Here is a 22955-nt window from a genome sequence, read left to right as displayed (position 1 = left end):
TGTGAGCCTCTTCGTGCGTTTCGGTGCGGCGGCGGCCGTCTCCTCGCTGGCCGTGGCGATGGCCGCCGTCCCGGCGTACCCGGCTCGATCTGATCCTCGGTATCCCGCGACCGGCAACGGGACCGCCTTCCTGGACCACGGGGCGCTCCTCGGCGACGTCCGCGAGCCCGGCTGGTACGAGGCCAACATCCCGTTCGTGGATCTGCCCGACCAGGAGATCCGGGACACGTACTACTACCGCTGGCGCACTTTCCAGGAGGCGCTGAAGTTCACCGGGCCGAAGGACGGGTGGATCGTCACCGAGTTCCTCGGCCCGGTCGGCTACTCGGCGCCGTTCGGCGGGATCAACGCGGCCGCCGGCCACCACATCTACGAGGGCCGGTGGCTGCGCGACCGCCGCTACCTGGACGACTACCTCGACTACTGGCTCACCGGCTCGGGCTCCGAGGCCAAGCCGGCCACCGAGGGACTGAACCGGAACACCACCGACTGGGCCCACCAGTACTCCTTCTGGGCGGTCGACGCGGCGGTGGCCCGGGCCGAGGTCACCGGCGACTGGCGATTCCCGCTCGACCGGCTGCCGGCGCTGCGCAAACAGTACGAGGGCTGGAAGAAGAGCAACTTCGACGCCTCGCGCGGGCTGTACTGGCAGACGCCGGTGTGGGACGCGATGGAGTACACCGCCGGCTCGTACCAGACGGCCGACCCGTACCACGGCGGCGACGGCTTCCGGCCGACCCTGAACGCGTACCAGTACGGCGACGCCCGCGCTCTGGCCCTGCTGCTGCGCAAGGCCGGCGACACCACGGCGGCGTCGAGATACGAACGCGAGGCCGCCGCGCTGAGCCGGAACACGCGACAGCAGTTGTGGGACGGCGACTTCTACAAGCACGTGCAGCGCGAGGCGACCACGCCGATCGCCGACCGCGAGCTGATGGGCTACGTGCCGTGGTACTTCCACATGCCACCGGCGTCGGACGCGAAGGCCTGGGCGCAGCTGACCGACCCGCAGGGCTTCGCCGCCACCTACGGGCCCACCACGACCGAGCGGCGCAGCCCGTGGTTCATGCACGACGCGCTGGCCGGATGCTGCCGGTGGGACGGGCCGAGCTGGCCGTACGCGACCAGCCAGACGCTGACCGCGCTGAGCAACCAGCTCCTCGACTATCCGGCCCAGCCCTACGTGAGCCGGGACGACTTCAACACCCTGCTGCGGGGGTACGCGCTGACGCAGCGCAAGAACGGCCGGCCCTACGTCGCCGAGGCGCACCACCCCGACGAGGACCGCTGGATCTACGACGGCCAGGGGCACAGCGAGGACTACAACCACTCCACGTTCACCGACATCGTGCTGTCCGGCCTGTTCGGCATCCGCCCGCAGCCGGACAACACCGTGCGGATCGCGCCGCTCGCCCCCGCGTCGTGGGACCACTACGCCGTCGAGAACGTGCCCTACCACGGCCACAACCTGACCGTGCTGTGGGACAGGACCGGTGCGGTGTACGGCCAGGGCGCCGGCTTCAGGATCTACGTCGACGGGGTGCTCACCACGCAGAGCGCCACGCCCGCCGACACCCGGGTGAGGGTCGGCGCGGCCGCCGGCCAGAGCCTCCCCGCCCTGGTCGACGACGCCGCCAACCCGGCCGAGAGCGGCTACCCGGCCGCGCGGGCCTCCTACTCGTGGGGCGACGACCGGCCGGCCCAGGCCATCGACGGCCAGAACTTCCACCTGGACACGCCGACCACCCGCTGGACCACGTGGCAGTCACCCCGTCGCGGCGACTGGCTCGAGGTCGACCTGGGCGCGGCGTCGATCGTGTCCGACGTACGCGTCGACTTCTACGACGACGGCGGCGGGGTACGCACGCCCGACTCGTTCACGCTGGCCTACGACAAGGACGGCGTCTGGCAGGACGTCCCCGTCTCCGCCCCCGCCGCCGGCACGATCAACCGCGTCGTGATCGACCCGCCGGTCCGCACCGACCGGCTCCGCGTGACCGCCACCCGCGATAACGGGGGAGCCGTCGGCATCACCGCGTTGCAGTCGTGGCGCCGCCCCGACCCTCGCCTCCGGGTCGACCTGCCCGCCACCGTGAACGTCGACGCCGGCTCCACCTTCCGCATCAAGAGCCGGGTCACCGCGAGCAGGACCACGCCCGAGGTACGGGTGGAGCTGGCCACGCCCCGCGGATGGACGGCCACGCCCCGGACCAGCGCGTCCGCGTCAAGCCTGGCCGCCGGCGACACCCTGACCACCACCTGGAAGGTGACCGTGCCGCCGGACGCCCGTCTCACCGACCGCCTTCCGCTGCGCGCCCTGGCCCGTTCCGGCGGGTCCCTGGGCCGGGTCAGCTCGGCCGTCACCACCACCGCGTACCAGTTCGACCCGGCCGACTATCCGGCCGTGACCTGGGACGACGACTTCACCACGGACCGCCTCGGCTCGTACCGCGCCGACCACCCGGTGGCCGAGCCGTCCCCGGCGCTGGCCGTCACCGACGGCATGCTGACGGCCACCGCGGACAAGCGGTCGTTCGCCGTGCTGTCCGCGCCGGTCCCGGTCGCGCCGGACGGCACCGCGCTGATCCTGACGCCCGGCCGCTTCTCCGGGGCGTCGCCCGAGGACAGCCTGTTCCTGGGCGCCTCCGCGGGCGACCCTGACAACGCCCTGGCCTGGTACAACAACTTCCACGGCTCGTCCGGCGCCGACGTGCGGCGCGGCGGCGCCGGCCGGCCCGAGGCGACCGGGGGCTGCTGCGCGGCGTACCGCTGGGAACCCGGCGACCGCCTCGCCGTGCTGCTCCGCTGGGGTCACCTGACCACCTGGGCCGAGCACGAGGGCACCTGGACCCAGATCCACGACGCCCCGATCAGCGAGGCCGTCGACGACCCGGCCCTGGCGACGTGGTCACCCGCCTTCGGCGTCCGCCTCGACCCGGGCACCCTGGCCGTCGATCGCTTCACCGTCCGGACCCGCCCGGTCAGCTGACGACGCGGTTGCGGCCGGCGCGCTTGGCCCGGTAGAGGTTGCGGTCGGCCCGGGCCGTCGCCGCGGTCAGGTCGCCCTCCACGCACACCTCGGCGATACCGATGCTGACCGTGATGGACGGGCCGGGGTCCAGCTCGGGCCAGGTCAGCGCGGCCACCCGGGCGCGGAGCATCTCGCAGCGGGCCTCCGCGTCGAACTTGTCCGCGGCGTGCAGCGCGATCAGGAACTCCTCGCCGCCCATCCGGGCCACCAGGTCGGTGTCCGGGACGCCGGCCAGCAGCTCGGCGGCGATGCGGCTCAGCACCAGGTCGCCGCTGAGGTGGCCGTACCGGTCGTTGACCGCCTTGAAGTGGTCGATGTCAGCGACCGCCAGCCACAGCGGGCCGGCCGCCGCCATCTCGGGCAGCCGCTGCTCGGCGTGGCGGCGGTTGGGCAGGCCGGTCAGCGCGTCCTCGACCGCCTGCCGCTGCCAGCTCAGCGTCGCCTGCTCCAACTCGGCGCTGCGTATCCGGGCCAGCTCGGTCTCGAGGCGGGCGTTGTCCAGCTCGAACTGGTGCACCGCCATCCGGGCCCGGACCGCCGCCACGTCGCTGTGGGCCGAGCGTTCCAGGTCGTGGAAGGCCCGGTAGTGCTTGAGCGCGGACGCGTACTCACCGATGATCTCGTACGCCTCGGACAGGTCGCGGTGGACCAGCTGGGCCACCGGCGCCTCACCGGCCACGACCGCGTGGGCCAGGGCCTGCCGGAGCAGGTCGATCGCCGCGTCGTGGTCGCCGCGCAGCAGGTGCAGGCGGGCCTCGTGCTGCAGCGACCCGAGCTCGATGGAGTCGTAGCCGTTGGCCACCGCGATCGCCCGGGCGTCGGCGATCATCCGGTGCGCGGCGGCGAAGTCGCCGTTCAGCGCCCGCAGCATGCCCGAGTTGTCGAGGCTGATCGCCACCCGGAACGGGTTGCCGGACGCGCGGGCCAGCTCCAGCGCCTGGTCGACGTGGTCCAGGGCGGCCTTCAGGGTGACCGCGGCGCGTTCCTGGTCGTGCTCGGCGAGCTGCCGGGTGACCTGGTGGATGGCGTTGTCGGAGAGGTTGTTGAGGATGCAGAACCGCGCCTCGGCGTCCATGCCCGAGACCAGATGCAGGGCGTTGAGCATGTACGTGGTGCTGAGCTCGTACTCGCCCATGCTGCTCTGCACCACGCCGGTGCGGTTGTGCACCCAGAACAGCAGGTCCCGGTCGCCCAGCCGGTGCGCGATGTCCCGGCCCCGGGTCAGCGCGGTCAGCGCCTCCTCGTGCATGCCCAGCTCGTTGAGGGCCATCGCCTCGACGGTCAGCACGTCGCAGATGGCCGCCTCGTCGCCGAGTTGCTCCAGCAGCGCCACCGCGTCCCGGGCCCGGGTGACCGACTCCTCCTGCCCGCCCAGTCGCAGCAGTTGGGTCGCCTGGGACCGCAGCGCCTTGGCCTGGCCCGCGACGTCGCCGAGCGCGGCGGCCCGCTCGCCCGCCTGCCGGGCCAGGTCACAGCCGCCCCGGTAGTCACCGGCGAGCCGCGCCTGCTCGGCTCGCCGAAGCAGTTCGGCGACGTCAACGGCGTGGGCCGGGGCGGTCATGGTCGTACCTATCGCCGCCGGCCACCCGGATCTGAGCGGAATCAGCCGCCGAGGGTCCGCACCTCGATGTCGTTGAACGACGCGCTGTACGGCGGCACGTCCCGGCCGGGGGCGCTGACCAGCCCGATCATCGGGCGTCCGCGGTCGATGTCGGCCTCCGGCAGCGGCGCCTCGCCCACCTGCACGCCGTCGTGCCCGAACCGCACGACCCCGTCCCGCACGACCACCTGCAATCGCACCGGCCGGCCCACCGGCAGCGTCTCGGCCGCGTTCAGCCGCACCTCGCGCGCCACGTAGGTGATCTCGCCGTTCCGGTCGACGGCCAGCCGGAACGCGTCCTCGCAGGCGGTGATCCGGTAACTGCGCTCGACCCGCCAGTAGAGCCAGACGCCCAGGCAGGTGCCCGGTTCCTCGATCCGCCCGGTGACGGCGAGGGTGTGGTCGCCGGCCACCTCCTTGGGCGGCCCGTCGCAGGTGTAGAAGCCGGGGGAGACCCGATGTACGCGCAGGGCGCCCTCGGTGACGTCGCAGTTCGACTTCTCCTCGCCGACGATGAACGTCCCGTTCCACTGCCCGGCGACGGTCAGCGCGTCGGCGATGAAGGGCTTGCCCGCCGGCAGGGTCAGCGGCGTCGCGGTCGCACTGGGCGGGGTGGCGCTGGGCGGGGTGGCGCTGGGCGGGGTCGCGCTGGGCCGTGTCGCCGCCGGTGGCCGCAGTTTCGCGAGCACATCCGGCACACGGGTGGCCGCGAGCCCGCCCGCACCGAACAGCAGGAGCGCGCCGAGGGCGGCGAACACCCCGATCAGCAGCCGGCGGCGCCGGGGCCGGGGCCTGGTCACCTGGTCGACCGCGGCCCGGAGCGGTTGCGTGAGCTCTTCGGGCCCGGGCGGGGGCCCGGAACCGATCAGTTCGGCGAGCAGCTGCCGCGCCGTCGGCCGGCGTGCCGGGTCGGCGGAGAGCGCGGCCGCCACCAGCCGGCGCAGCGGCCCGTCGAGCCCGCGCAGGTCGGGCGGCTGCGACATGATCCGCGCGGCCGTGGCCATCGGCGAGTCGGCGTCGAACGGCCCGTGGCCGGTCGCCGCGTACGCCACCACGCACCCCCACGCGAACACGTCCGCGGCCGGCGTCAGCGCCGTACCGTGCCCGTCGAAGCGTTCCGGCGACATGTACGACACCGTGCCGACCATGTGCCCGGTCCGGGTGTGCTCGGTGGTCGCCTCCAGTGCCCGGGCGATCCCGAAGTCGATCACCTTGGGGCTACCCGGGGCCAGGAGCACGTTCTGCGGCTTGAGATCGCGGTGGATGATGCCGGCGTCGTGGATCGCGACCAGGGCGGTGGCCACCCCGATGGCCACCGAGTGCACGTGCGAGCCGGTCAGCGGGCCCCGTTCGCGTACCACGGCGTACAGCGACGGCCCGTCGACGTACTCGACGACCAGGTAGGGGCGGGGCGCGTCGGGGTCGGCGTCGAGCACCGCCGCGGTGCAGAACGACGGCACCTGCCGGGCCCGGTCGACCTCCGAGCGGAACCGCCGGCGGAACTCGTCGTCGCCGGCCAGCTCGGCGTGCACCACCTTGACCGCCACCGGCCGCCCGTCCGGGTCCCGGGCCAGGTAGACCACGCCCATCCCGCCCGAGCCGAGGCGGCCGATCAGGGCATAGGGCCCGATCTGGGACGGATCGGTGGCACGCAGCGGATCGCCGTGCCGACGGTGCTTGGCCTCCTCCATCGGTCGGAGGGTAATGCCCCCTGGCCAGCGGCGGGAGGATCCGGCGTCAGTTCAGGTAGCGGCGGGCAACGACGGCCGGCCGTTCGGTGACCCGGCCCGCCTCGACATTCCGGGCGAGCCGGATGAACTGGGCGTGGGCCCAGGTCAACGGGGTCGCCGAGTAGGTCGGGGTGCCCGGCTCGCGGTTCGGCGGCCGGCCGTCCCACACCTGCTCCGGCAGCATGAAGCCGGGGCCGGCGGCACTGGCCATGGTGCCGATCCGGGCCGGGTCGAGGTCGTACTCGCCCCGCTCGCCGGTCAGCAGCGGCCAGGCCCGGCCCAGGGTCAGCCGCGAGTCGTCGGGCAGGCCGTAGTCCCACGGCGAGCCGTCCCGCTTCTCGCCGAAGCCGTCGAACGACGCCCGGCGCCAGAACGGGCCGTGCGGCGTGCGTACGCCCAGTTGCTCGTCGATCACCCGAAGGGTGTTCCTGATGTCCGGGTCGCCGGCCGGCAGCACACCGAGCCGCACCAGTTCCAGGAAGCTCGGGTCGACGACCCGCCGCTGGTCCACATCGGACGGCCCGCTGTCGCCGATGGTGTAGGTGGTGCCGCGGTCCGGCTGCCCGTCCTTGGTCAGCCGCAGGAAGTACGGCTTCGACGAGTACGGCCCGGTGGAGGTGACCGTCCAGGCCTTCACGTGCGACTGCCACTCGTCGGCGGTCGCCTCGTACCGCCGGGCCGACGCCGGGTCGCCGTTGCGGCGGGCCAGGTCGGCCGCGCAGACCAGCCCGGCGATCTCAGCCGCGATGGTGGCCGGAGAGTAGCCCGACTGGTTCTCCCAGCGTTCCTGCGGCGACCACGGCGCCCGCTGGTAGCCCAGCAGGAAGTCGGCCGCCCGTTTGACGTGCGGCCAGGTGTCGTAGCGCCGGAGCTGGTGGGCCAGCACGATCGGCAGGGCGACCTCGTCGAGTTGCAGCCCCTCCCACACCGGGGTGCCGTCGGTGCGGGCGTTCTGCGGGAACGAGCCGTCCGGTTTCTGCTGCACGCCGAACAGGTGGTCGAGCGCCCGGTTGGCCCCCGCGGTGTCACCGGCGGCGATCAGACCCGTGGCGATCTGATAGAGATCACGGGACCAGACCAGATGGTACGGCCCCGACGGATCGTCCCGGCCGAACGCCCACGGCATGGCCGGCGCGGCCACGTACGCCCCCCGGTGGGTCTTGTCCTCACTGGCCGCGAGCACCATCGCCGACGTCCGGTAGAGCTGCCGCTGGTCCGCGCCGCGCAGACTGGCCGGCGCCGCCCGCAGCCCGTCGACGTAGTGGTGCCAGCCGTCGGCGTAGTCCCGGGCGACCCGGTCGAAGCCGCGCCCGAGCGAGGCCCGCGCCCCGCCGCCGAACGCCACGGCCAGCGTCGTCCGCCCCGCCTTGAGCTTCGCCGTCTGCACGAGGTTGCCGGCCCCCGCGCTCGCGTAGTGCCAGTCCATCCGCCCGTCGCCGAGCAGGTCGGTCCAGCCGTCGCTGACCCCGCGGAACCCGCTCGACGTGGCCGCGAACCCGTTCCCGCCGGCGAACACGCTGCGGTTGTCCCCGTCGGTGGCGACCAGCGCGCCGTCCTCGGTGCGGCCACTGTCGCCGCCCCGGGTGTTGCCCAGCGCCGGATCGAAGATCGCGTACAGGTCGTACCCCCGCGCGTCGAACCGCAGATCGACGAGCACGGCCGGCCGCGCCGGGTCGGTCGCATACGCGGCGGAGAAGCGCCACTTCCCGTGCCGCTCGGCGAAGGTCTGCCGGAAGCTGAGGCTGCGCGGATCGGTCACGCTGGTCCGCACCACGGCGGCGTCGCTGACCCGTACGGCGTGCCCGCGCCGGTCGGCCACCACGAACTCCAGCGCCCGGGCCGCCGGCGAGTCGATCCGTGGATAGTAGATCTCGCCCAGCCCGCCTTCCTTCTGCACGGTGAACCAGACCTTGCTGGCGGTGCTCCGGGCCGTCCCGAACCCCGACTTGTCCGCCGGCCGATATTGTTCGTCGATTCCCGGCGCACCGGGCGCCGGGCCGCCCGCCCCGGCTGTCGCCGGCACCGCCGGCAGCGTGATCGCCAACAGCCCGACCGTCCCGGCCGCCACCATGCGGCCCCGCGAGTTCACCACGGACCCGGCCTTTCCCGTGATGATGATCGATAAACGGCGGTCAGCGGCCGGCCCAGGCGACCAGAGCGTCGGCGGCGGGCGGGTCACCGGCGGCGGCCAGGGCCCGGTAGCCGGCGACGACCACATCCGGATGGGTGATCAGAGCCCGCGCCTGTTCGGCGGCGCCCGCGTCGACGAAGCAGAGCGCGAGCCCGGTCCAGGCGTCCGGGTCGGCGGGGTCGGCGCTGATCCGTTGCAGGAAGGCGGACCGGGCCGCCGCCACGTCCCCGGCGATGAGGGCGGTCTCGGGGCTGGTGACCGGCACCGGCCGGTTGACGGCCAGCCGGAGCGGCCTGGTCCAGGTGGTCGACAGCTGGGGCGGGTCGGCGGCCGGTTCGACGGTTCCGGTGCCGGGCGCGGGGCGGTCGGCCGGTGTCCGTGCCGACCACGCGCGGGCGAGCGCGGCGCCCGAGCCGGGGGCGGGCCGCCGGTTGCGCAGCAGCCAGGTGATGCGGTGCGCCGTGGTGGCCAGGCCGGCGAGCCGGACGATGTCGGCGGGCAGCTCGTCGCTCGCCCACCGACGCATCGCCGCCTCCAGGCCGTCGAGGAATTCCTGGCCGAGGTCGGTGAGTTCACCCGAGGCGCGGGCGGCGGCCAGACCGGCCCGGGTCTGTGCGCGGGTCAGGGCGTACGCGAACAGGGCGGCGCGGCGCTCGGTGCCGTCGGTCCGGCCGGCCCGGGCACGGAAGAACGACGCGATGCCCTGGAAGGCGTATATGCCCTGCAGCAGGCCGCCGATCGGCCGCGGATCGTCGCGCCACGGAGCGTAGAGCCGGGCCCGGCCGTGTTCGTCGTTGAGGACGCACAGGTGCATCAGGCAGCCGAGCAGGATGTGCCGGTATTCGTGGCCCAGGGTGGCCGCGAGGTCGACGGCGTTCGACGGCGCCGAGAGGATGATGCCGCCGAACGCCTCGGCCGTGGAGGCGCTGCGGATCTCCTCGTCGTGGTCCTGATCGGCGCGGGCCAGCGGCGCCAGCGACGACACGGCCATCGACAGCGGCCGGGCGTCCGCCGGGACCGTGTCACGGAACAGCGCCCAGGCCTCGGCCAGCACCCCCTGCCACGACGCCACCTCGGCCTCGGTCAGCCGCTCGGGCCCGACCGGATCGGCCAGGTTGCGAAAGGGGTCGAGATCGTCCAGCGTGACCCGAAGCCCGGGATCGGTGCCGGCGGTCAGCAGGCGGAGCCCCTGCCAGCCGTCCGCGTCCCGGCGGAAGTCGGCGGGAACCGTGATGGTGCGGCCCCGGTGCCCGAGCCGGATCCTCCCGGCGTGCGTCTCGGCGGTCGCGTGGTCCCACTCGCCGGCCGGCCCGAAGGTGGCCTGCCCCAGCCCCGGAAGGGTGACGCGGCCGTCGCGCAACGGGACGCCGGTGCGCCAGGTCAGCCCGCTGCGGGCGGCGGCGACCAGGGCCACGGTGTGGATCTGCCCGTAGTCCGCCCACGCCGGCGCGGCACCGCCCGGCGCGCCGTCCTTGTCGTGCACTCGCAGTGTGTAGGCGATCCAGTTGCCGATCTGCGGGTACATGACGACCGACTCGAAGGCCGCCCGGTCGTGTTCCCGGGCCCGCTCCAGGACCGTCCAGGCGTCGTCGACCGGCGGGAGCGGGCCGAGTCCGGGCTGGGCCTGGTCGCGGAGCAGGCGGAGCAGCAGCAGCCTCCGGCTCAGCTGGGTCCGGGCCAGGAAGCTGATCGTTTCCGGGCGGCCGCCGCCCGCGGCGAGTTCGGCGAGCCGCGCCCGGGACAGCCGGTAGGTGGATGGCACGGACCTGTCGTCGACAGTGGTCACAGGTCCCTACCCCCGTATTCGCCGGTCACCCGGGCGGATGAATTCGATCGTCGCTACCCGATCGTGATGGTACGACCGCACCGCGACTTTCGACGATCATGCACATCAATCCGCCGAAAATCCCAGAGGCGAAGTTGATGAGCGTTTTCGCTACTCTGTGGACAGAGGAAGGTGAAAAAGTGGATCTTGTTTAGATGGGGACCTGATGGCGCAGGCGGCGAGGAAGATCGACGGCGGCGGGGTCACGCCGCCATCTTCCGAGGTCACGATCGGAATTGTCGCTGCCCTGTGGATCGAGGGCCTCGCCCTGCGCGAACTCGCTCCCGATCTGTCGGCGTTGCCGCCGGTGCCCGGCGACCCGAACCATTACCACATCGGACGCCTTCCGAGTAGTCAGGAAAATATCCCGCACCGGGTCGTGCTGACCACGATGCCCCGGGACAGCACGCGCAACGCGGCCGCGATCTGCACCAACCTGATCCGCAGTTTTCCGCAGGTCCAATGTGTGATCATGGTCGGTATCGCGGGCGGGATCCCGTCGCCGCACCGTCCCGAACGGCACGTCCGGTTGGGCGACATCGTCGTCGCCATCGACGGTGTCATGGACTTCACCCACGTCCGGCAGGTCGACGGCGTCACCACGCCGCGCCGGCACATCGACGGCCTGTCCGAGGCCATGATGAGGGCGGTCCTGGAGTTGCGGGGCGACGAGTTCCGGGACGAGCCACGCTGGCGCGCGCTGCTGGACGCGCACCAGCGTCCCGATCTGGCCAACTTCCAGCGTCCCCGCCCGGCCACCGACGTGCTCCTCGTGCGCGGGGAGCGGGTCCGGCATCCCAGCCGGCATCAGTCCGGACACGTCGCCGGGCTGCCCAAGGTGCACTACGGCTCCATCGCCACCGGTGACGTCCTGCTGCGCGACGAGATCAAACGTGATCAGCTGGCTGTCGAGTACGGCGTGCTGGCGGTCGAGATGGAAGCGTCCGGAATCGCCGCCGGAACGGCCACGGCCGGCAAGCACTGGTTCATGGTCCGGGGCATCTCCGACTACTGCGACAACGCGGGAAAGACGGATCTGTGGCATCCGTACGCGTCACTCGCGGCGGCCGCCTATGTGCGGGCGATGCTGGCCGCCTGTCATCCGTTCGATGCCGCGATTCCGTCGGTGAACGGTGAGGGGCCGGTCCGGAGCGAGGTGCTCGGCGAGGAACGCGCGGCGCGAACGGAACTGCGCTGTCAGGAAGCGGTGCAGGAACTTCTCGGCACTCCGTTCTGGGAGAGCCTGTCCAACCGGCGCAGCTTCACCAACGTTCTGCGTACCAAGGTCCAGCTCGACCTGTCCGACGCCGACGAGTCCGACCCGGCCGCCCACCTGAACACCGTTCTCGTCCGAGCCCTCGACCGGCCCGAAGGACTGGTGGCGATCCTCGAGGCGCTCGGTGCTATGCCCACTCAGGCCCAGGTCAGCGGGGCTGTGGCCGCACTCGAGGGGCTCAAGGTCCGTGATCTTCTCCCCGGCCCGGCGGCCCTGGAGCTGATGCGTATTCTGTCCGAGGCTCCGACGGTTGACATGGCCGCGATAGCGGCGTCCCACAACGACGTCCAGGCGCGCGCCGGCACGGTGCCGGCGTCGCCACAAGCGGCGTTCGACGAGGTTCTGGGCTCCTTCGCGCACCCCAGGAACGTCCGGACCTTGCTGGCGATGGCTGATCGGCTGCTCGAGGCCGTGGGCGGTGACCTGTCGAACGCGAGCCTGGCTCGATGGCGTAAGCAGGTCGCCACCCATTTGGGTGGTGTCGAGGGCGTCGTCGTCTGGAATCCGATCCATCTGGGCAGCCGGGCTTCCGCCTTGAGCGACCCGGGTGCCACGCCCGTAGACAAGAGGACAGTGGGAGTTGTCCAAGAGGTGACCGATTCTATGGCAAAATCGGACTTTGTGCGCGTACCACAAGTGTCGGCCCTCGCGGAGGTCCCTGACTCACACGATCCCGGCGGTGCCGGCACGCTGGCCGGCGACGCGGTCCAGCCGCCGCCCGCCATCGGGCCGCGCGCATTGCCCCCGGTGTGGGGCAACGTGCCTCCGAGGAACCCTCATTTCACCGGCCGGCAGGCCATGCTCGACGACCTGTCCGACCGGTTACGCAAAACCGATCTCACGGCGGTCCTGCCGCAGGCGATCCATGGCATGGGCGGCGTCGGGAAGTCCCAACTGGCGGTGGAGTACGTCTATCGGCATCAGGGCGAGTACGACGTCATCTGGTGGATCTCGGCCGAGCGCCCGCAGCAGATTCTGGCCGCGCTGGCCGAACTGGCGCAGTATCTCGATCTACCGGTCGGTCCGGAGGCGAACGCGGCGGTTCCCGCCGTCCGCGAGGCACTTCGTCTGGGCCGCCCCTACGGCAACTGGCTACTGGTCTTCGACAACGCCGAAGATCTCGAGGCCGTCCAGAGTGTCGTGCCGACCGGCGGCCGGGGAAAGGTCCTCGTGACCTCACGTAACGCCGACTGGTCGCTGCAGGGCAACTCGCTCGAGGTGGACGTCTTCAGCCGCGACGAGAGCGTCAACCTGCTCCGGCGGCGCGACCCCGACATCGCTGACGAGGACGCGGTCCGGCTGGCCGAGGCGCTGGGCGACCTTCCGCTGGCGATCGAACAGGCGGCCGCCTGGCGAGTGGCCACCGGCATGACCGCCGCCGAATACCTCGAGCTGCTGCGGGACCGGGTCGAGTTGCTCGACGCCACCGCGTCGCCGGGCTACGAGCGGTCGGTGGCCGCCGCCTGGACGATGTCGCTGGACCGGCTCCGGGAGGCCAACCCGGCCGCCATGCGGTTGCTGGAGATCTGTTCGTTCTTCGCCCCGGAACCGATCAGCCGGGCCTTCTTCTCCAACGCCGGCGCCTCGCCCGGACAGGATCCGAACCAGCCGTTCGAGCAGGCGCTGCGTGACCCCATCAAGCTGAACAAGGCCTTCCGGGACATCCAGCGGTACGCGCTCGCCCGGATCAACCACCGGACCGGCACCATCGAGCTGCACCGGTTGGTGCAGGCCGTCGTCCGCGAGGGCGTCGACGCCGAGCGACGCGACGAGGTCCGCCGCCGCGGCCATCAGCTGCTCGCCTCGGCCGATCCCCGTGAGCCCGACAACTCCAACCACTGGGACCGCTACCAGGCCCTCATCTCGCACGCCCTGGCCTCGGGCACCGGGGAGAGCGACGACCCGTGGGTGCGCGACCTGGTGTTCGACCTGATCAAGTTCCTGTACCGGTGGGGCGACCACGAGGGCTGTGAGCGGCTCGCCGGCGAGACCTACGAAACGTGGAAGCGCACCCTGGGCGTGGACTCCCCGGAGACCCTCAAGGTGGCCAAATATTTCGGCTACATCCTCTGGGTCAACGGCGAGTTCAGCCGGGCGCGAGAGATCGGCGAGGAGGCTCTGCGCATCTACCAGGAGCACTTCGACCAGGGCGACGAGGACCTGATCGACGCCAAGCTGCAGGTGGCCCGCGACCTGCACACGGCCGGCCGGTTCGCCGAGGCGACGGTGATGGTCCGCGAGGCGCTGGCCGCGTCCCGGCGCTTCCTGACGCCCGAGGATCCCAAGACCCTGTACGCGGCCCACCAGCTCGGCGTGAGCCTGCGCCTCGAGGGCCGGTTCCAGGAGGCGCGGGAGATCGACGAGGAGACTCTCCGCCTGCGGATCGAGGTGCTCGGCGCGGACGATTTCGAGACGTTGCACACCAACAACGACCTCACCATCGACCAGCGCGAGTGCGGCGACTACAACGGCGCCTGGCGCAATCAGGAGAACGTGTTCGCCCAGCACCGGTTGAAGTGGGGCGAGTACAACCCGGCCACCACCCGCGCCGGCCGGAACCTGGCCGTGGCCCGGCGGAAGTCCGGCGACCACGCCGGTGCGCTCGACCTGAGCCGGCAGATCGAGAAACGCTTCCGGGAACGGTACGGCGAGAGCTATCCGGACACTGTCGCGTCGGCCATGAACCTCGCGGTCGACCTACGGCAGAACGGCGAATTGCCGGCGGCCCGTGAGATGGGCGAGAACGCCCTGCGCATTTACGAGAAGCTGCTGGGACGCTCGCATCCGTTCGCGTTGGCGGCCCGCACCAATCAGGCCATCACGCTCCGGCTCCTGGGTGAGGCGGCCGAGGCGAAGAACCACAACCACGAGGCCTGCGAGGGGCTGCGGACCACGATCGGGCCGGACCATCCTCTGTCGATCACCGCGGCGACCAACCTGGCCAGCGACCACTACGCGCTGGGCGAGTACCAGATCGCCTTCGAACTCGACTCCGACACGCTCGACCGGGCGCGGCGGGTGTTCGGCGAGGACCACCCATCGACGCTGGCCGTGGTGGCCAACCTCGCCCTGGATCTGCGGGCGCTCGGCCGGGTCGGTGAGGCGGACGCCCAGCACCGGGACGTCGTCGAGAGGTACCGGCTCAAGCTCGGAGCCGGGCACCCCGCGACCGTCAACGCGAGCAGGCACGTGCGGGCCGACTGCGACATCGACCCGATGCCGATCTAGCGCCGGTCACCGATCTGAGCTCCGGGCCCCTCGCACCATTGCGATGCGGGCCCGGAGCCGGTTCCCCGGCTCAGTCCACTCGGCCCGGAGGCCCTGATCCGAGGTTGTACCGTGGACGCCTGACCTGCTCCAAGAGCCGCACGAAATGCGGCGCGAACAGCGCTGGGTCGCACTCTCGAAGCTTGTCGAGGGGCATGTCCTGAATGTCGACCAAGTGGGTCTCGATGTCGGCATGGGACTGATCCAAGTGGCGCCACCTTCCTCCGTGACGTCATTCTGGTCGTCTACACCTAGCATCATGCCCACTATCGTCAGCTTTTGGTAGCCGAAGCGTAGTGATGTGAGTTTGGTCGATCATTCGGAACATCCGGACCCGAAATGACGCAGGTCAATGCGGAATGCAGGCTACCGGCCGGGTCTACCGCCGGCCTTCCGGTCAGGGCCGGGTGGTGATCTTCGCCGACAACGCCCTCGATGGGATCCTTTCCGGTCAGCGTCGGGAGGGCTCGGCGGGCGTACCCGTAGAAAGCCTTGAGACAGGCGACCGCGAACTGCTGCTGGGCGGGAGTCGGACGGCCCGATTGTGGTGGAAATGTCAGGCCCGTGACCAGAGGGCCGGCACGTTCGGCGGCTCCCAGCCGGCCAGCGAGGTGTGCGCCTGCACGCACCGGTAACTGACCCCGCCGTAGGTCACGACCGCCCCGACGGCGTAGGGCGTGTTGGCCGCCCACGCAGTGCCGTTCGACGGCGGCGGCGGGTCGGTCGGCTCCGTCGGCGGGGGAGTCGTGCCGCCACCGGAGGCGTTGCCGCCCGACCAGTTGACCGCGCCGCCGGCCACCGTCCGGCCGGCCGGCACGCTCAGGGTCCGGCCGTCGGTGAACGTCACCGTCAGGGCCGTGTTTGTGATGTTCGACGCCACGTACGTCCTGGCGCCGTTCTTGCTGAACACCTTGGCCAGCGGATGGTTCGCGGCGACGGTGGCGTCGACCTGGCCCAGGGCGGCCAGGTTGCGGATCCAGTGGAAGGTGTGGGCCCGGCTCTCGCCCTCCTCCGGCGTGTACGAGCCGGCCGCCCGCAACTTCGACAGGGCCGCGTCCGGGTCGCCGAGCGCGAGGTACTGCCACAGCATGTCCCGCCATGCGCCCGGTTCGGCGCCCTTGTTGCGCACCATCTCGGCGTACGTGTTGCGCACCGCCGCCGGGTACTCGCCCAGGTACAGCTGCCCGCCGGTCATCGGCAGCATGTTGATGCCGACGATCATCTCGTGCTCGCCCGAGAACCAGGTGGCGTACGCCCCGCCCGAACCCCACGCGATCGCCGAGTAGTTGTGCCCCCAGTTGGCCGGGAAGTTCTCGTTCCGCACGTCGAACCAGTACTCGTTGATCGCCGCCGCCTGCGTCGTGTGGATCCAGATGCCGGCGTCCCGGACGGCCGTATTGCCGGTGGCCTGCCCCCACTGGATCAGCGCGTTGGAGAAGTTCTGGCCCTCCGACGACGATTCCTGGTTGTTGCCCGCGCCGAACGCGCCGTGCCCCGACGCCCAGTCGTGGCCCTCGTAGATGTCGAAGTCCCGCAGGTACGGGAACCGGGTGTCGGATCGGTCGTAGTTGTTGGCGTCCCGGATCAGCAGGTCGACCATGCCGCCGTAGCGCGAGCCCGACGCCCAGGACGGGTCGAACTTGGCCAGCGTGGCCGCCGCGGCGACGAAGTATCCGTAGTGGAAGTGGTGGTCGTTGAGTTCCTGGTCGGACCCGTACGACGCCGGGTAGCCGATCAGCGTGCCCCAGTTGCGGTCGTAGTAGAACAGCCGCGACGTTTTGCCCGGCGAGGCCGTGAACCAGTCGGTGATCCGGGTCCGGATGACGTTGAGGGCCGAGTCGCGCACCGACGTGAGGTTGAGCTGGTCGGCGATCTCCGCGATCCGGGCGGCCCGGCCCAGCCCCTTGCCGGTCCAGTAGGTGTCGTCGCCACGGAAGTCGGCCGGGTTGTTCAGCTCGTTGTTGAGCAGGGTGGTGATCTGGGTCAGGTCGGCGCCGCTGGAGTCACCGGCGGCGGGCAGCTCGGGCAGCACACCGGAGTAGCGCATCGACGTCTGGAACTGCGTACCCGTGAGAATCTTCATCGCGCCGCGGGGCGAGACGTAGGTGCGGGACAGCGGCGTCGCGCCGGTCAGGTAGCGCCACTGGTGCGGGTAGAGCGCGACGACCGTACCCGAACCGCCGCCGGCCATGGCCTGCGTGGTGAAGGCGTACGTGGTGGTGACGGTGCCGTTGGAGGCGTTGTACGAGTACGTCATGCGGGTGCCGGTGACGTGGTTGTGCGCGTACGGCTGGAACTGATCGGCGACAGCGATCTTGTCCGCCGTGCTCGTCGACCCGGTCAGCGTCGGCAGCACCGCGACCGAGAAGTAGCCCTGCCCGTTCAGGCTGGACCGGATCGTGGTGCCGGACAGCGTCCAGCTCGACCCGGCCGGCCCGAACGCGACGAAGTCGTGCCCGCCGATCGAGAAACCGACCCGCCCACCGGTGTTCTGCCAGACCGTCGGCGGCCCGGTGATCGACAGCTGCGCGTCGCCGCCGGTGATCCGGTAGTACGACAGCGGCAGCCCGTGCCCGATGGTCGCCCTCATCGTCCGCGCACCGTCACTCCACGACGGCGTGACGGTCCAGTCGCTCCATCCGTCGACCAGCGCCCGCGGCGCGTTGAGGCCGGCCACGCCGACGACGATGTGTTGTGCGTACGGGTAGTGGTATTCGCCGACCCCGGTGCCGCTGCCGCTGATGGCCGCGTCGGTCTGGTAGCTGAGCCCGAGCCCGCCGGCGCCCGGCCGGTAGCTGGCCGGTCCCGCGAACAGCGGCTGCGAGAAGTTGCAGTCGTCGCCGCGCTTGAACAGCAGCGAGGACCACCAGTCGTTGGTCGGAACGGCGCCGGACGGTGCGTTGGCGGTCACGAACTGACGCGGGTTGGTGGACAGCGACCCGCAGCCGGTCGGCAGACTGCCCCCGGCGGGAAGCGCCTCGGCGTAGCTGCCGGCGCCCACGGTCGCGGCTTCGGCGTTCGCGGTGACGGCGAGGGCTCCGGCCGCGAGCACGGCGACGGCGGCGATGGACAGGAAACGGCGGGGATTCACGGTGAGGCCTCCGAGGGGGAGCGGGGGCGGGAGAGCGCTCTCACAGTAGCCGTAATGTTAAAGACTGTGAATATCTCAAACCAGAGATCAAGATCGATGTCGTTCGCCTTCGACGAGTTCGGCCCGCTGGTCATCTGTCCGCGGGCCGGCGCCGGCGGGGCGCCCAGGAGTCACCCACGCCGGTGGGGGACCACGTGCTCCGACGTCAGGCCGCCAGGAGCCTGAGGCGCGTCTCCACGACCACCTCATCGAGCCTCTCGAGGGTGGCGGCGAGCCGCACGGCCTGCGCCCGCAGCCGGGTTCGCTCCTCCTCCAGGCGCGCGACCATGGCCGGGGTCGTCGTCCCGGTGTCGACGCAGGGCAGGATCTCCACGATGTGCCGGGCGGGAACGCCGGCGGCGAACAGCAACTGAATGGTCCGGACCCGGTCCACCGCGTCGTCGTCGTACTCCCGGTGTCCCCCACTGGTGCGCGTCTCCCGCAGCAGCGACTGCTCGCCGTACCAGCGCAGCGACCTCGGGCTCACCCCGGTCAGCCGGGCCAGTTCACCGATCCGCACGACTCAGCACCTCCGTGACACACGTCTCGCGACAAACATTTGAACCTGACATACGTGTCAGATTTTACAGTCGGGTCATGAGAATCGAAAACTCCACCGCGCTGGTCACCGGGGCCAATCGCGGGCTGGGTCGCGAATTCACCCGCCAGCTGCTGGTTCGCGGCGCGCGACGGGTCTATGCCACCGCCCGCGATCCCCGCTCGATCGACGTCGACGGAGCCGTGCCCCTCGAGCTGGACGTCACGGACGCCGCCAGCGTGGACGCTGCGGTCCATGCGGCTCCCGACGTCGACCTGCTGGTCAACAACGCCGGCATCGCCACCCTGCAGCCTGTGCTCACCGGAGACCTCGACACCATCCGGCGGGACGTCGAGACCAACGTCTTCGGCATCCTGCAGGTGACGCGCGGATTCGCCCCCGCGCTCGGCCGCAACGATGGCGGCGCCATCGTCACGGTGCTGTCCGCGGCCTCTTGGTACGCGGTACCCGGCAACGCCGCCTACTCGGTGAGCAAGGCCGCCGCCTGGAACCTGAACAACGCTTTCCGGGTCGAGCTCGCCGAGCAGGGCACCCAGGTCTTGGGCGCCCACGTCGGACTGGTTGACACCGACATGAGCGCGGGATGGGACTTCCCCAAGATCAGCGCCGAGGAGTTCGTGACCACCGTGCTCGACGGTCTGGCCGCCGGCGAGATCGAGGTCGTGGCCGACGACTTTGCGCGGCGCGCCAAGGCATCGCTGTCCGGCCCCCCGACGACCTTGAGCCTCTAGCGCCCAAACCATGCTGTGAGGTGTTGGGGTCAGCCTGCCCGAGCGGCGGGTTGGCCCCAGCGGCCTTGTCGTTCGCCGCGGATGCGGGCGCGGCACCTGCTGACCTAGCTGCCTAGGATGCTGTAGAGGGTGTGGTCCGGGATGCCCGGTTGGCGGCCTTGAGGTAGATTGACGGCACTCAATGGAGAGCCGGAGGTGTGGAATGCGCCGCAAGGTGGTCATCGGCCTGGTCACGCTGTCACTCACCGTCGCGGGCGCGGTGCCCGCGTCCGCCGCCGAGCCCGACTTCGGGAACCCGCAGGTGGTGGCGACCGGGCTGACCGTACCGTGGGGATTGGACTTTCTCCCCGACGGCAGTGCCCTGGTCGCCGAGCGCGACAGCGCACGGATCCTGCGATTGCGGCCCGGCAGCGCGCCGGTCGCGGTGGCCACGGTCCCCGGCGTCCGCCCGTCCGGCGAGGGCGGCCTGCTCGGGCTCGCGGTCTCACCCACCTACGCCGACGACGGGTACGTCTACGTCTACTTCACCGCGGCCACCGACAACCGCATCGCCCGCCTGCACCTCGACGCCCCCGCCCAGCCCGAGGTCATCCTGTCCGGCCTGGCCAAGGCGTCCATCCACGACGGCGGCCGGATCGCGTTCGGGCCCGACGGCATGCTCTACGCGGGTGTCGGCGACGCCAGCAACACCGCGAACAGCCAGAACCCGGACAGCCTGAACGGCAAGGTCCTGCGGATGCGCCCGGACGGCGGCGTGCCCGAGACCGGCAACCCGTTCCCCGGCTCGCTGGTCTACACCCTGGGTCACCGCAACGTGCAGGGGCTGGCCTGGGACGGCGACGGCCGGATGTACGTGGCCGAGCTCGGCCAGAACACCTGGGACGAGGTCAACCAGATCGTGCCGGGCGACAACTACGGCTGGCCGATCGTCGAGGGCCGGGCCGGCGACGCGCGCTTCCACGACCCGATCGTGACCTGGTCGACGGCCGACGCCTCACCGAGCGGCGCCACGATCGACGGCGACACCCTTTACGTCGCTGCGCTGCGGGGCACGCGTCTGTGGTCGGTCCCGCTCGACGGCGCCGGTGGCGCGGGCACGCCGGTCGCGCTCCTCCAGGGTGTGTACGGCCGGCTGCGTACCGTCGAACGCGCCCCCGACGGCGCGGTGTGGCTGACGACGAGTAACCGCGACGGCCGCGGAACCCCGGCTACCGACGACGACCGGGTACTCCGCTTCCCACCGTCCTGACAATCGCCCGCCGCGGTCACGCGCCACCCGTCACGGTCAATTGCCGGGCGGCGTGGTCGCGGGGGAGGCCCACGCTCGCGGGCTCGGGCCGATGCCGTCCTCCCGGCCGTCGTCACCGCCGGGTCGCCGCTGAGCGGATCGTGGAGGCGGCCGGGCGCCTCGCCCCGCGGTTCCGGCGAGCGCCTGGTCACCCGATCGTGTCCATCCAGTCCAGGAGCCTCCCGCCGGTCGGCGGCAATCGGACAATCGCCGTCCTGTGTGTACAACGTGGACGGTCCGAAGGGGCAAAGTTACTGGTCAGTCACTTTCACTTCTGTACTTTTGGCGCTGTGCCGATCGGGCATGCCGATGCGCGGACGGCGTGGAAGCGTGTACTGTCGCGTCGCGTCGGGACCGCCGGAACAGGAGTGGGAGCGCTACCCATGGGCAGTAGGCCCCTGCGACCCGAGGATCCCCGGCGACTCGGCGAGTTTCAGCTGATCGCTCGCCTGGGTGAGGGCGGCATGGGAGTGGTCTTTCTGGGCCGCGACACCGCCGGGCGGTCGGTGGCGGTCAAAACCGTGCGCGCCGAGTACGCCGACCGTGAGGAATTCCGGGCCCGGTTCCGCAGCGAGGTCCACCGCGTCCGTCAGGTCCCGTCCTTCTGCACCGCGGCGGTGATCGACGCCGACCCGGACAGCGAGGTCCCCTATTTGGTCGTCGAGTACGTGGACGGCCCGAGCCTGCAGGACGTGGTCACCGAGCGTGGCCCGGTGCCGGCCGGTGACGTGCACAGTGTCGCGGTCGGTGTGGCCGCCGCGCTCAGCGCGATCCACGGCGCCGGGGTGATCCACCGCGACCTCAAGCCGTCCAACGTCCTGCTCTCCTTAGGGTTACCGAAGGTGATCGACTTCGGGATCGCCCGGGCGCTCGACGTGACCAGCCGGCACACCCGCACCGATCAGATGGTGGGCACGGTGGCGTACATGGCGCCGGAGCGGCTCGACCCCACGGTCGGTGAGATCACGCCGGCCGCGGACATTTTCGCGTGGGGCGCGGTGGTCACCTACGCGGGTACGGGCCACAGCCCGTTCAAAGGTGACTCGCCGATGGCCACCGCGGGCCGCATCCTGACCGCCGAGCCCGACCTGACCGGGTTACCGGAGTCGCTGGCCGGGCTGGTCGGGCTGGCGCTGTCCAAGCATCCGGCCGACCGGCCCGCCGCCGGTGACCTGGTCCAGCGGCTGCTCGCCGTCCCGGCACCGGCACCGGCGCCGGTGTCCCGCCCCGCGCCCAGCCGCTATGGTGCACGCGACCTGCTGGAACAGCTGATCGCCGAGGCCCCGCAGCCGGCCGCGGGCTGGGCCGGCCGCGCCCAGTCCGCGACCACCGACCGGCCGGGCACCGCCCCGCCCGGAACGATCGACCGGCCCGCCGGCGGCCAGCACGCCGCTCCCGATCAGCCGACCGGCCGCCAGCACGCGACGGTCGACCGGCCGGGCCGCGGCGGGCCGATGGCGGCCGGACCGGTCAGCGGCCAGCCCGGCACGGACCGGCCCACCAGTGGCCCACCGGCCGACGGCCGGCACGCCGCCGGGCCGGCCAACGGCGCTCGTTTTGGCGCCCGTGACCTGCTGGAAGGCCTGGTCAGTGCTCCGGTGCAGGCCCAGCCGGCGTCCCCGCCTCCGGCCCGGCCGCATCAGAGTGCCGGCACCGCGCCGGCGGAGCAGCCGCGCAAGCCGGTCATGCGCCGGGCGCTCTACGCGGCGGTGGCGATCGCGGTAGCCATCGTCGCCGGCGCCACGGTGGCTCTGGCCCGTACCAACGACAACGACGAACCCACCGGGGCCGCCGCCGGGCCGCCGCCGTCCCCGGCCGCCTCGGCCGACGGGCTCAGTTTCGCCGGGCCGTCGCTGTTCGACCCGCTCACCGAGCCGGCCCAGTTCCCGCCGAGCTCCACCGAGGCCGGTAGCTGCGCCTACCAGGGCGGTGCGCTGCGGGCCCGCACCACCGGCCGGGTCACCTACCAGTGCCTGGGCCCGGCCGACACGTTCGCCGGCGACCTGGTGATCAACGTCGATCTGACGGTCGGCACGGCCAACTCGTGCGCGATGGTGTGGTTCCGCCACCAGTCGGCGAGCAGCTACCAGCTCAGCGCCTGCGCCGACCGGCAGGTGATGGAGATCGTCGACGGGGCGATCCTGTCCACCACCGGCCGCAAGCAGTCGGCCGCGCTCCAGCCGGGCACCAAGCACAAGCTGACTGTGACGGTGACCGGCCAGAGCGTGTCGGTGGCGGTGGACGGCAGTGACGTGCTGCGCGCCGGTTCGGGCAACGCCGAGCTGGTGTCGGGCCAGGTCCTGCTCGGCGTCGCCACCGGGGATCAGACGGGTACGGCCGACGTCAGCTTCGCCAACCTCGACGTGCGCGCCACCAGTTGAGGCGTG

The 22955-nt window shown here is 71.6% G+C and carries 10 protein-coding genes and 2 pseudogenes; 5 read left to right on the top strand and 7 right to left on the bottom strand.

Annotation, left to right across the window (positions count from 1 at the left end; all coding sequences use genetic code 11):
* Nucleotide 1: 1 nt before the first annotated feature.
* Nucleotides 2–2989: a discoidin domain-containing protein gene (locus ACGFIO_RS41980; RefSeq protein ID WP_392836288.1), complete on the top strand. Its 2988-nt coding sequence runs from the start codon at nucleotides 2–4 to the stop codon at nucleotides 2987–2989.
* On the opposite strand, the gene ACGFIO_RS41975 is transcribed toward ACGFIO_RS41980, so the two are convergent.
* From ACGFIO_RS41975 to ACGFIO_RS41960, 4 genes are read right to left on the bottom strand one after another with little or no spacing between them, the layout of a single operon-like run.
* Nucleotides 2982–4592 carry a diguanylate cyclase domain-containing protein gene (locus ACGFIO_RS41975; RefSeq protein ID WP_392836285.1) on the bottom strand — a complete coding sequence of 537 codons (1611 nt, stop codon included), beginning with the start codon at nucleotides 4590–4592 and terminating at the stop codon, nucleotides 2982–2984. The two genes, ACGFIO_RS41980 and ACGFIO_RS41975, sit on opposite strands and share 8 nt — an antisense overlap.
* A gap of 41 nt (nucleotides 4593–4633) precedes the next feature.
* A complete protein-coding gene (locus tag ACGFIO_RS41970) occupies nucleotides 4634–6322 on the bottom strand; it encodes a protein kinase (RefSeq protein ID WP_392836283.1) in 1689 nt (562 codons plus the stop codon).
* Between the two features lie 46 nt (nucleotides 6323–6368).
* Nucleotides 6369–8453, bottom strand: a complete 2085-nt coding sequence (locus ACGFIO_RS41965; RefSeq protein WP_392836282.1) for a glycoside hydrolase family 15 protein — start codon at nucleotides 8451–8453, stop codon at nucleotides 6369–6371.
* Between the two features lie 40 nt (nucleotides 8454–8493).
* Nucleotides 8494–10254: an aKG-HExxH-type peptide beta-hydroxylase gene (locus ACGFIO_RS41960; protein ID WP_392836280.1), complete on the bottom strand. Its 1761-nt coding sequence runs from the start codon at nucleotides 10252–10254 to the stop codon at nucleotides 8494–8496.
* 229 nt (nucleotides 10255–10483) lie between these two features.
* Between ACGFIO_RS41960 and fxsT the strand changes: the two genes are divergently transcribed.
* Complete coding sequence (gene fxsT, locus ACGFIO_RS41955; RefSeq protein WP_392836279.1) at nucleotides 10484–14821, top strand: FxSxx-COOH system tetratricopeptide repeat protein; 4338 nt, start codon at nucleotides 10484–10486, stop codon at nucleotides 14819–14821.
* 595 nt (nucleotides 14822–15416) lie between these two features.
* On the opposite strand, the pseudogene ACGFIO_RS41950 reads toward fxsT, so the two are convergent.
* From ACGFIO_RS41950 to ACGFIO_RS41940, 3 genes and pseudogenes are all read right to left on the bottom strand, one after another.
* Nucleotides 15417–15617 (bottom strand): annotated as a pseudogene (locus ACGFIO_RS41950) (carbohydrate-binding protein); the annotation flags it as partial.
* Nucleotides 15618–15911: 294 nt separating this feature from the next.
* A pseudogene (locus ACGFIO_RS41945) lies at nucleotides 15912–16907 on the bottom strand (glycosyl hydrolase); the annotation flags it as partial.
* A 1249-nt stretch (nucleotides 16908–18156) separates the two neighbouring features.
* A complete protein-coding gene (locus tag ACGFIO_RS41940) occupies nucleotides 18157–18510 on the bottom strand; it encodes a MerR family transcriptional regulator (protein ID WP_392836277.1) in 354 nt (117 codons plus the stop codon).
* A gap of 77 nt (nucleotides 18511–18587) precedes the next feature.
* On the opposite strand from ACGFIO_RS41940, the gene ACGFIO_RS41935 reads away from it, so the two are divergent.
* From ACGFIO_RS41935 to ACGFIO_RS41925, 3 genes are all read left to right on the top strand, one after another.
* The gene (locus ACGFIO_RS41935) at nucleotides 18588–19280 is read left to right on the top strand and encodes an SDR family oxidoreductase (protein WP_392836275.1); all 693 of its coding nucleotides are present in this window, start codon (nucleotides 18588–18590) and stop codon (nucleotides 19278–19280) included.
* A 202-nt stretch (nucleotides 19281–19482) separates the two neighbouring features.
* A complete protein-coding gene (locus ACGFIO_RS41930) occupies nucleotides 19483–20529 on the top strand; it encodes a PQQ-dependent sugar dehydrogenase (RefSeq protein WP_392836273.1) in 1047 nt (348 codons plus the stop codon).
* A gap of 422 nt (nucleotides 20530–20951) precedes the next feature.
* Nucleotides 20952–22949 (top strand): serine/threonine protein kinase, encoded by a 1998-nt coding sequence (locus tag ACGFIO_RS41925; protein WP_392836271.1) that lies wholly within the window; start codon nucleotides 20952–20954, stop codon nucleotides 22947–22949.
* The last annotated feature ends 6 nt before the right edge of the window (nucleotides 22950–22955 follow it).

Origin of the sequence: Actinoplanes sp. NPDC049265 (assembly GCF_043197135.1) — a bacterium.
Lineage (GTDB): Bacteria > Actinomycetota > Actinomycetes > Mycobacteriales > Micromonosporaceae > Actinoplanes.
The sequence above is the reverse complement of the archived record's forward strand: the minus strand, read 5'-3'. Positions and strand labels throughout refer to the sequence as shown.

Excerpts from the sequence above, each read along its gene's own strand:
- fxsT (WP_392836279.1), top strand. The coding sequence starts at position 10,484 with ATGGCGCAGGCGGCGAGGAAGATCGACGGCGGCGGGGTCACGCCGCCA.
- ACGFIO_RS41930 (WP_392836273.1), top strand. The coding sequence starts at position 19,483 with ATGCGCCGCAAGGTGGTCATCGGCCTGGTCACGCTGTCACTCACCGTC.
- ACGFIO_RS41975 (WP_392836285.1), bottom strand. The coding sequence starts at position 4,592 with ATGACCGCCCCGGCCCACGCCGTTGACGTCGCCGAACTGCTTCGGCGA.
- ACGFIO_RS41935 (WP_392836275.1), top strand. The coding sequence starts at position 18,588 with ATGAGAATCGAAAACTCCACCGCGCTGGTCACCGGGGCCAATCGCGGG.
- ACGFIO_RS41925 (WP_392836271.1), top strand. The coding sequence starts at position 20,952 with ATGGGCAGTAGGCCCCTGCGACCCGAGGATCCCCGGCGACTCGGCGAG.
- ACGFIO_RS41970 (WP_392836283.1), bottom strand. The coding sequence starts at position 6,322 with ATGGAGGAGGCCAAGCACCGTCGGCACGGCGATCCGCTGCGTGCCACC.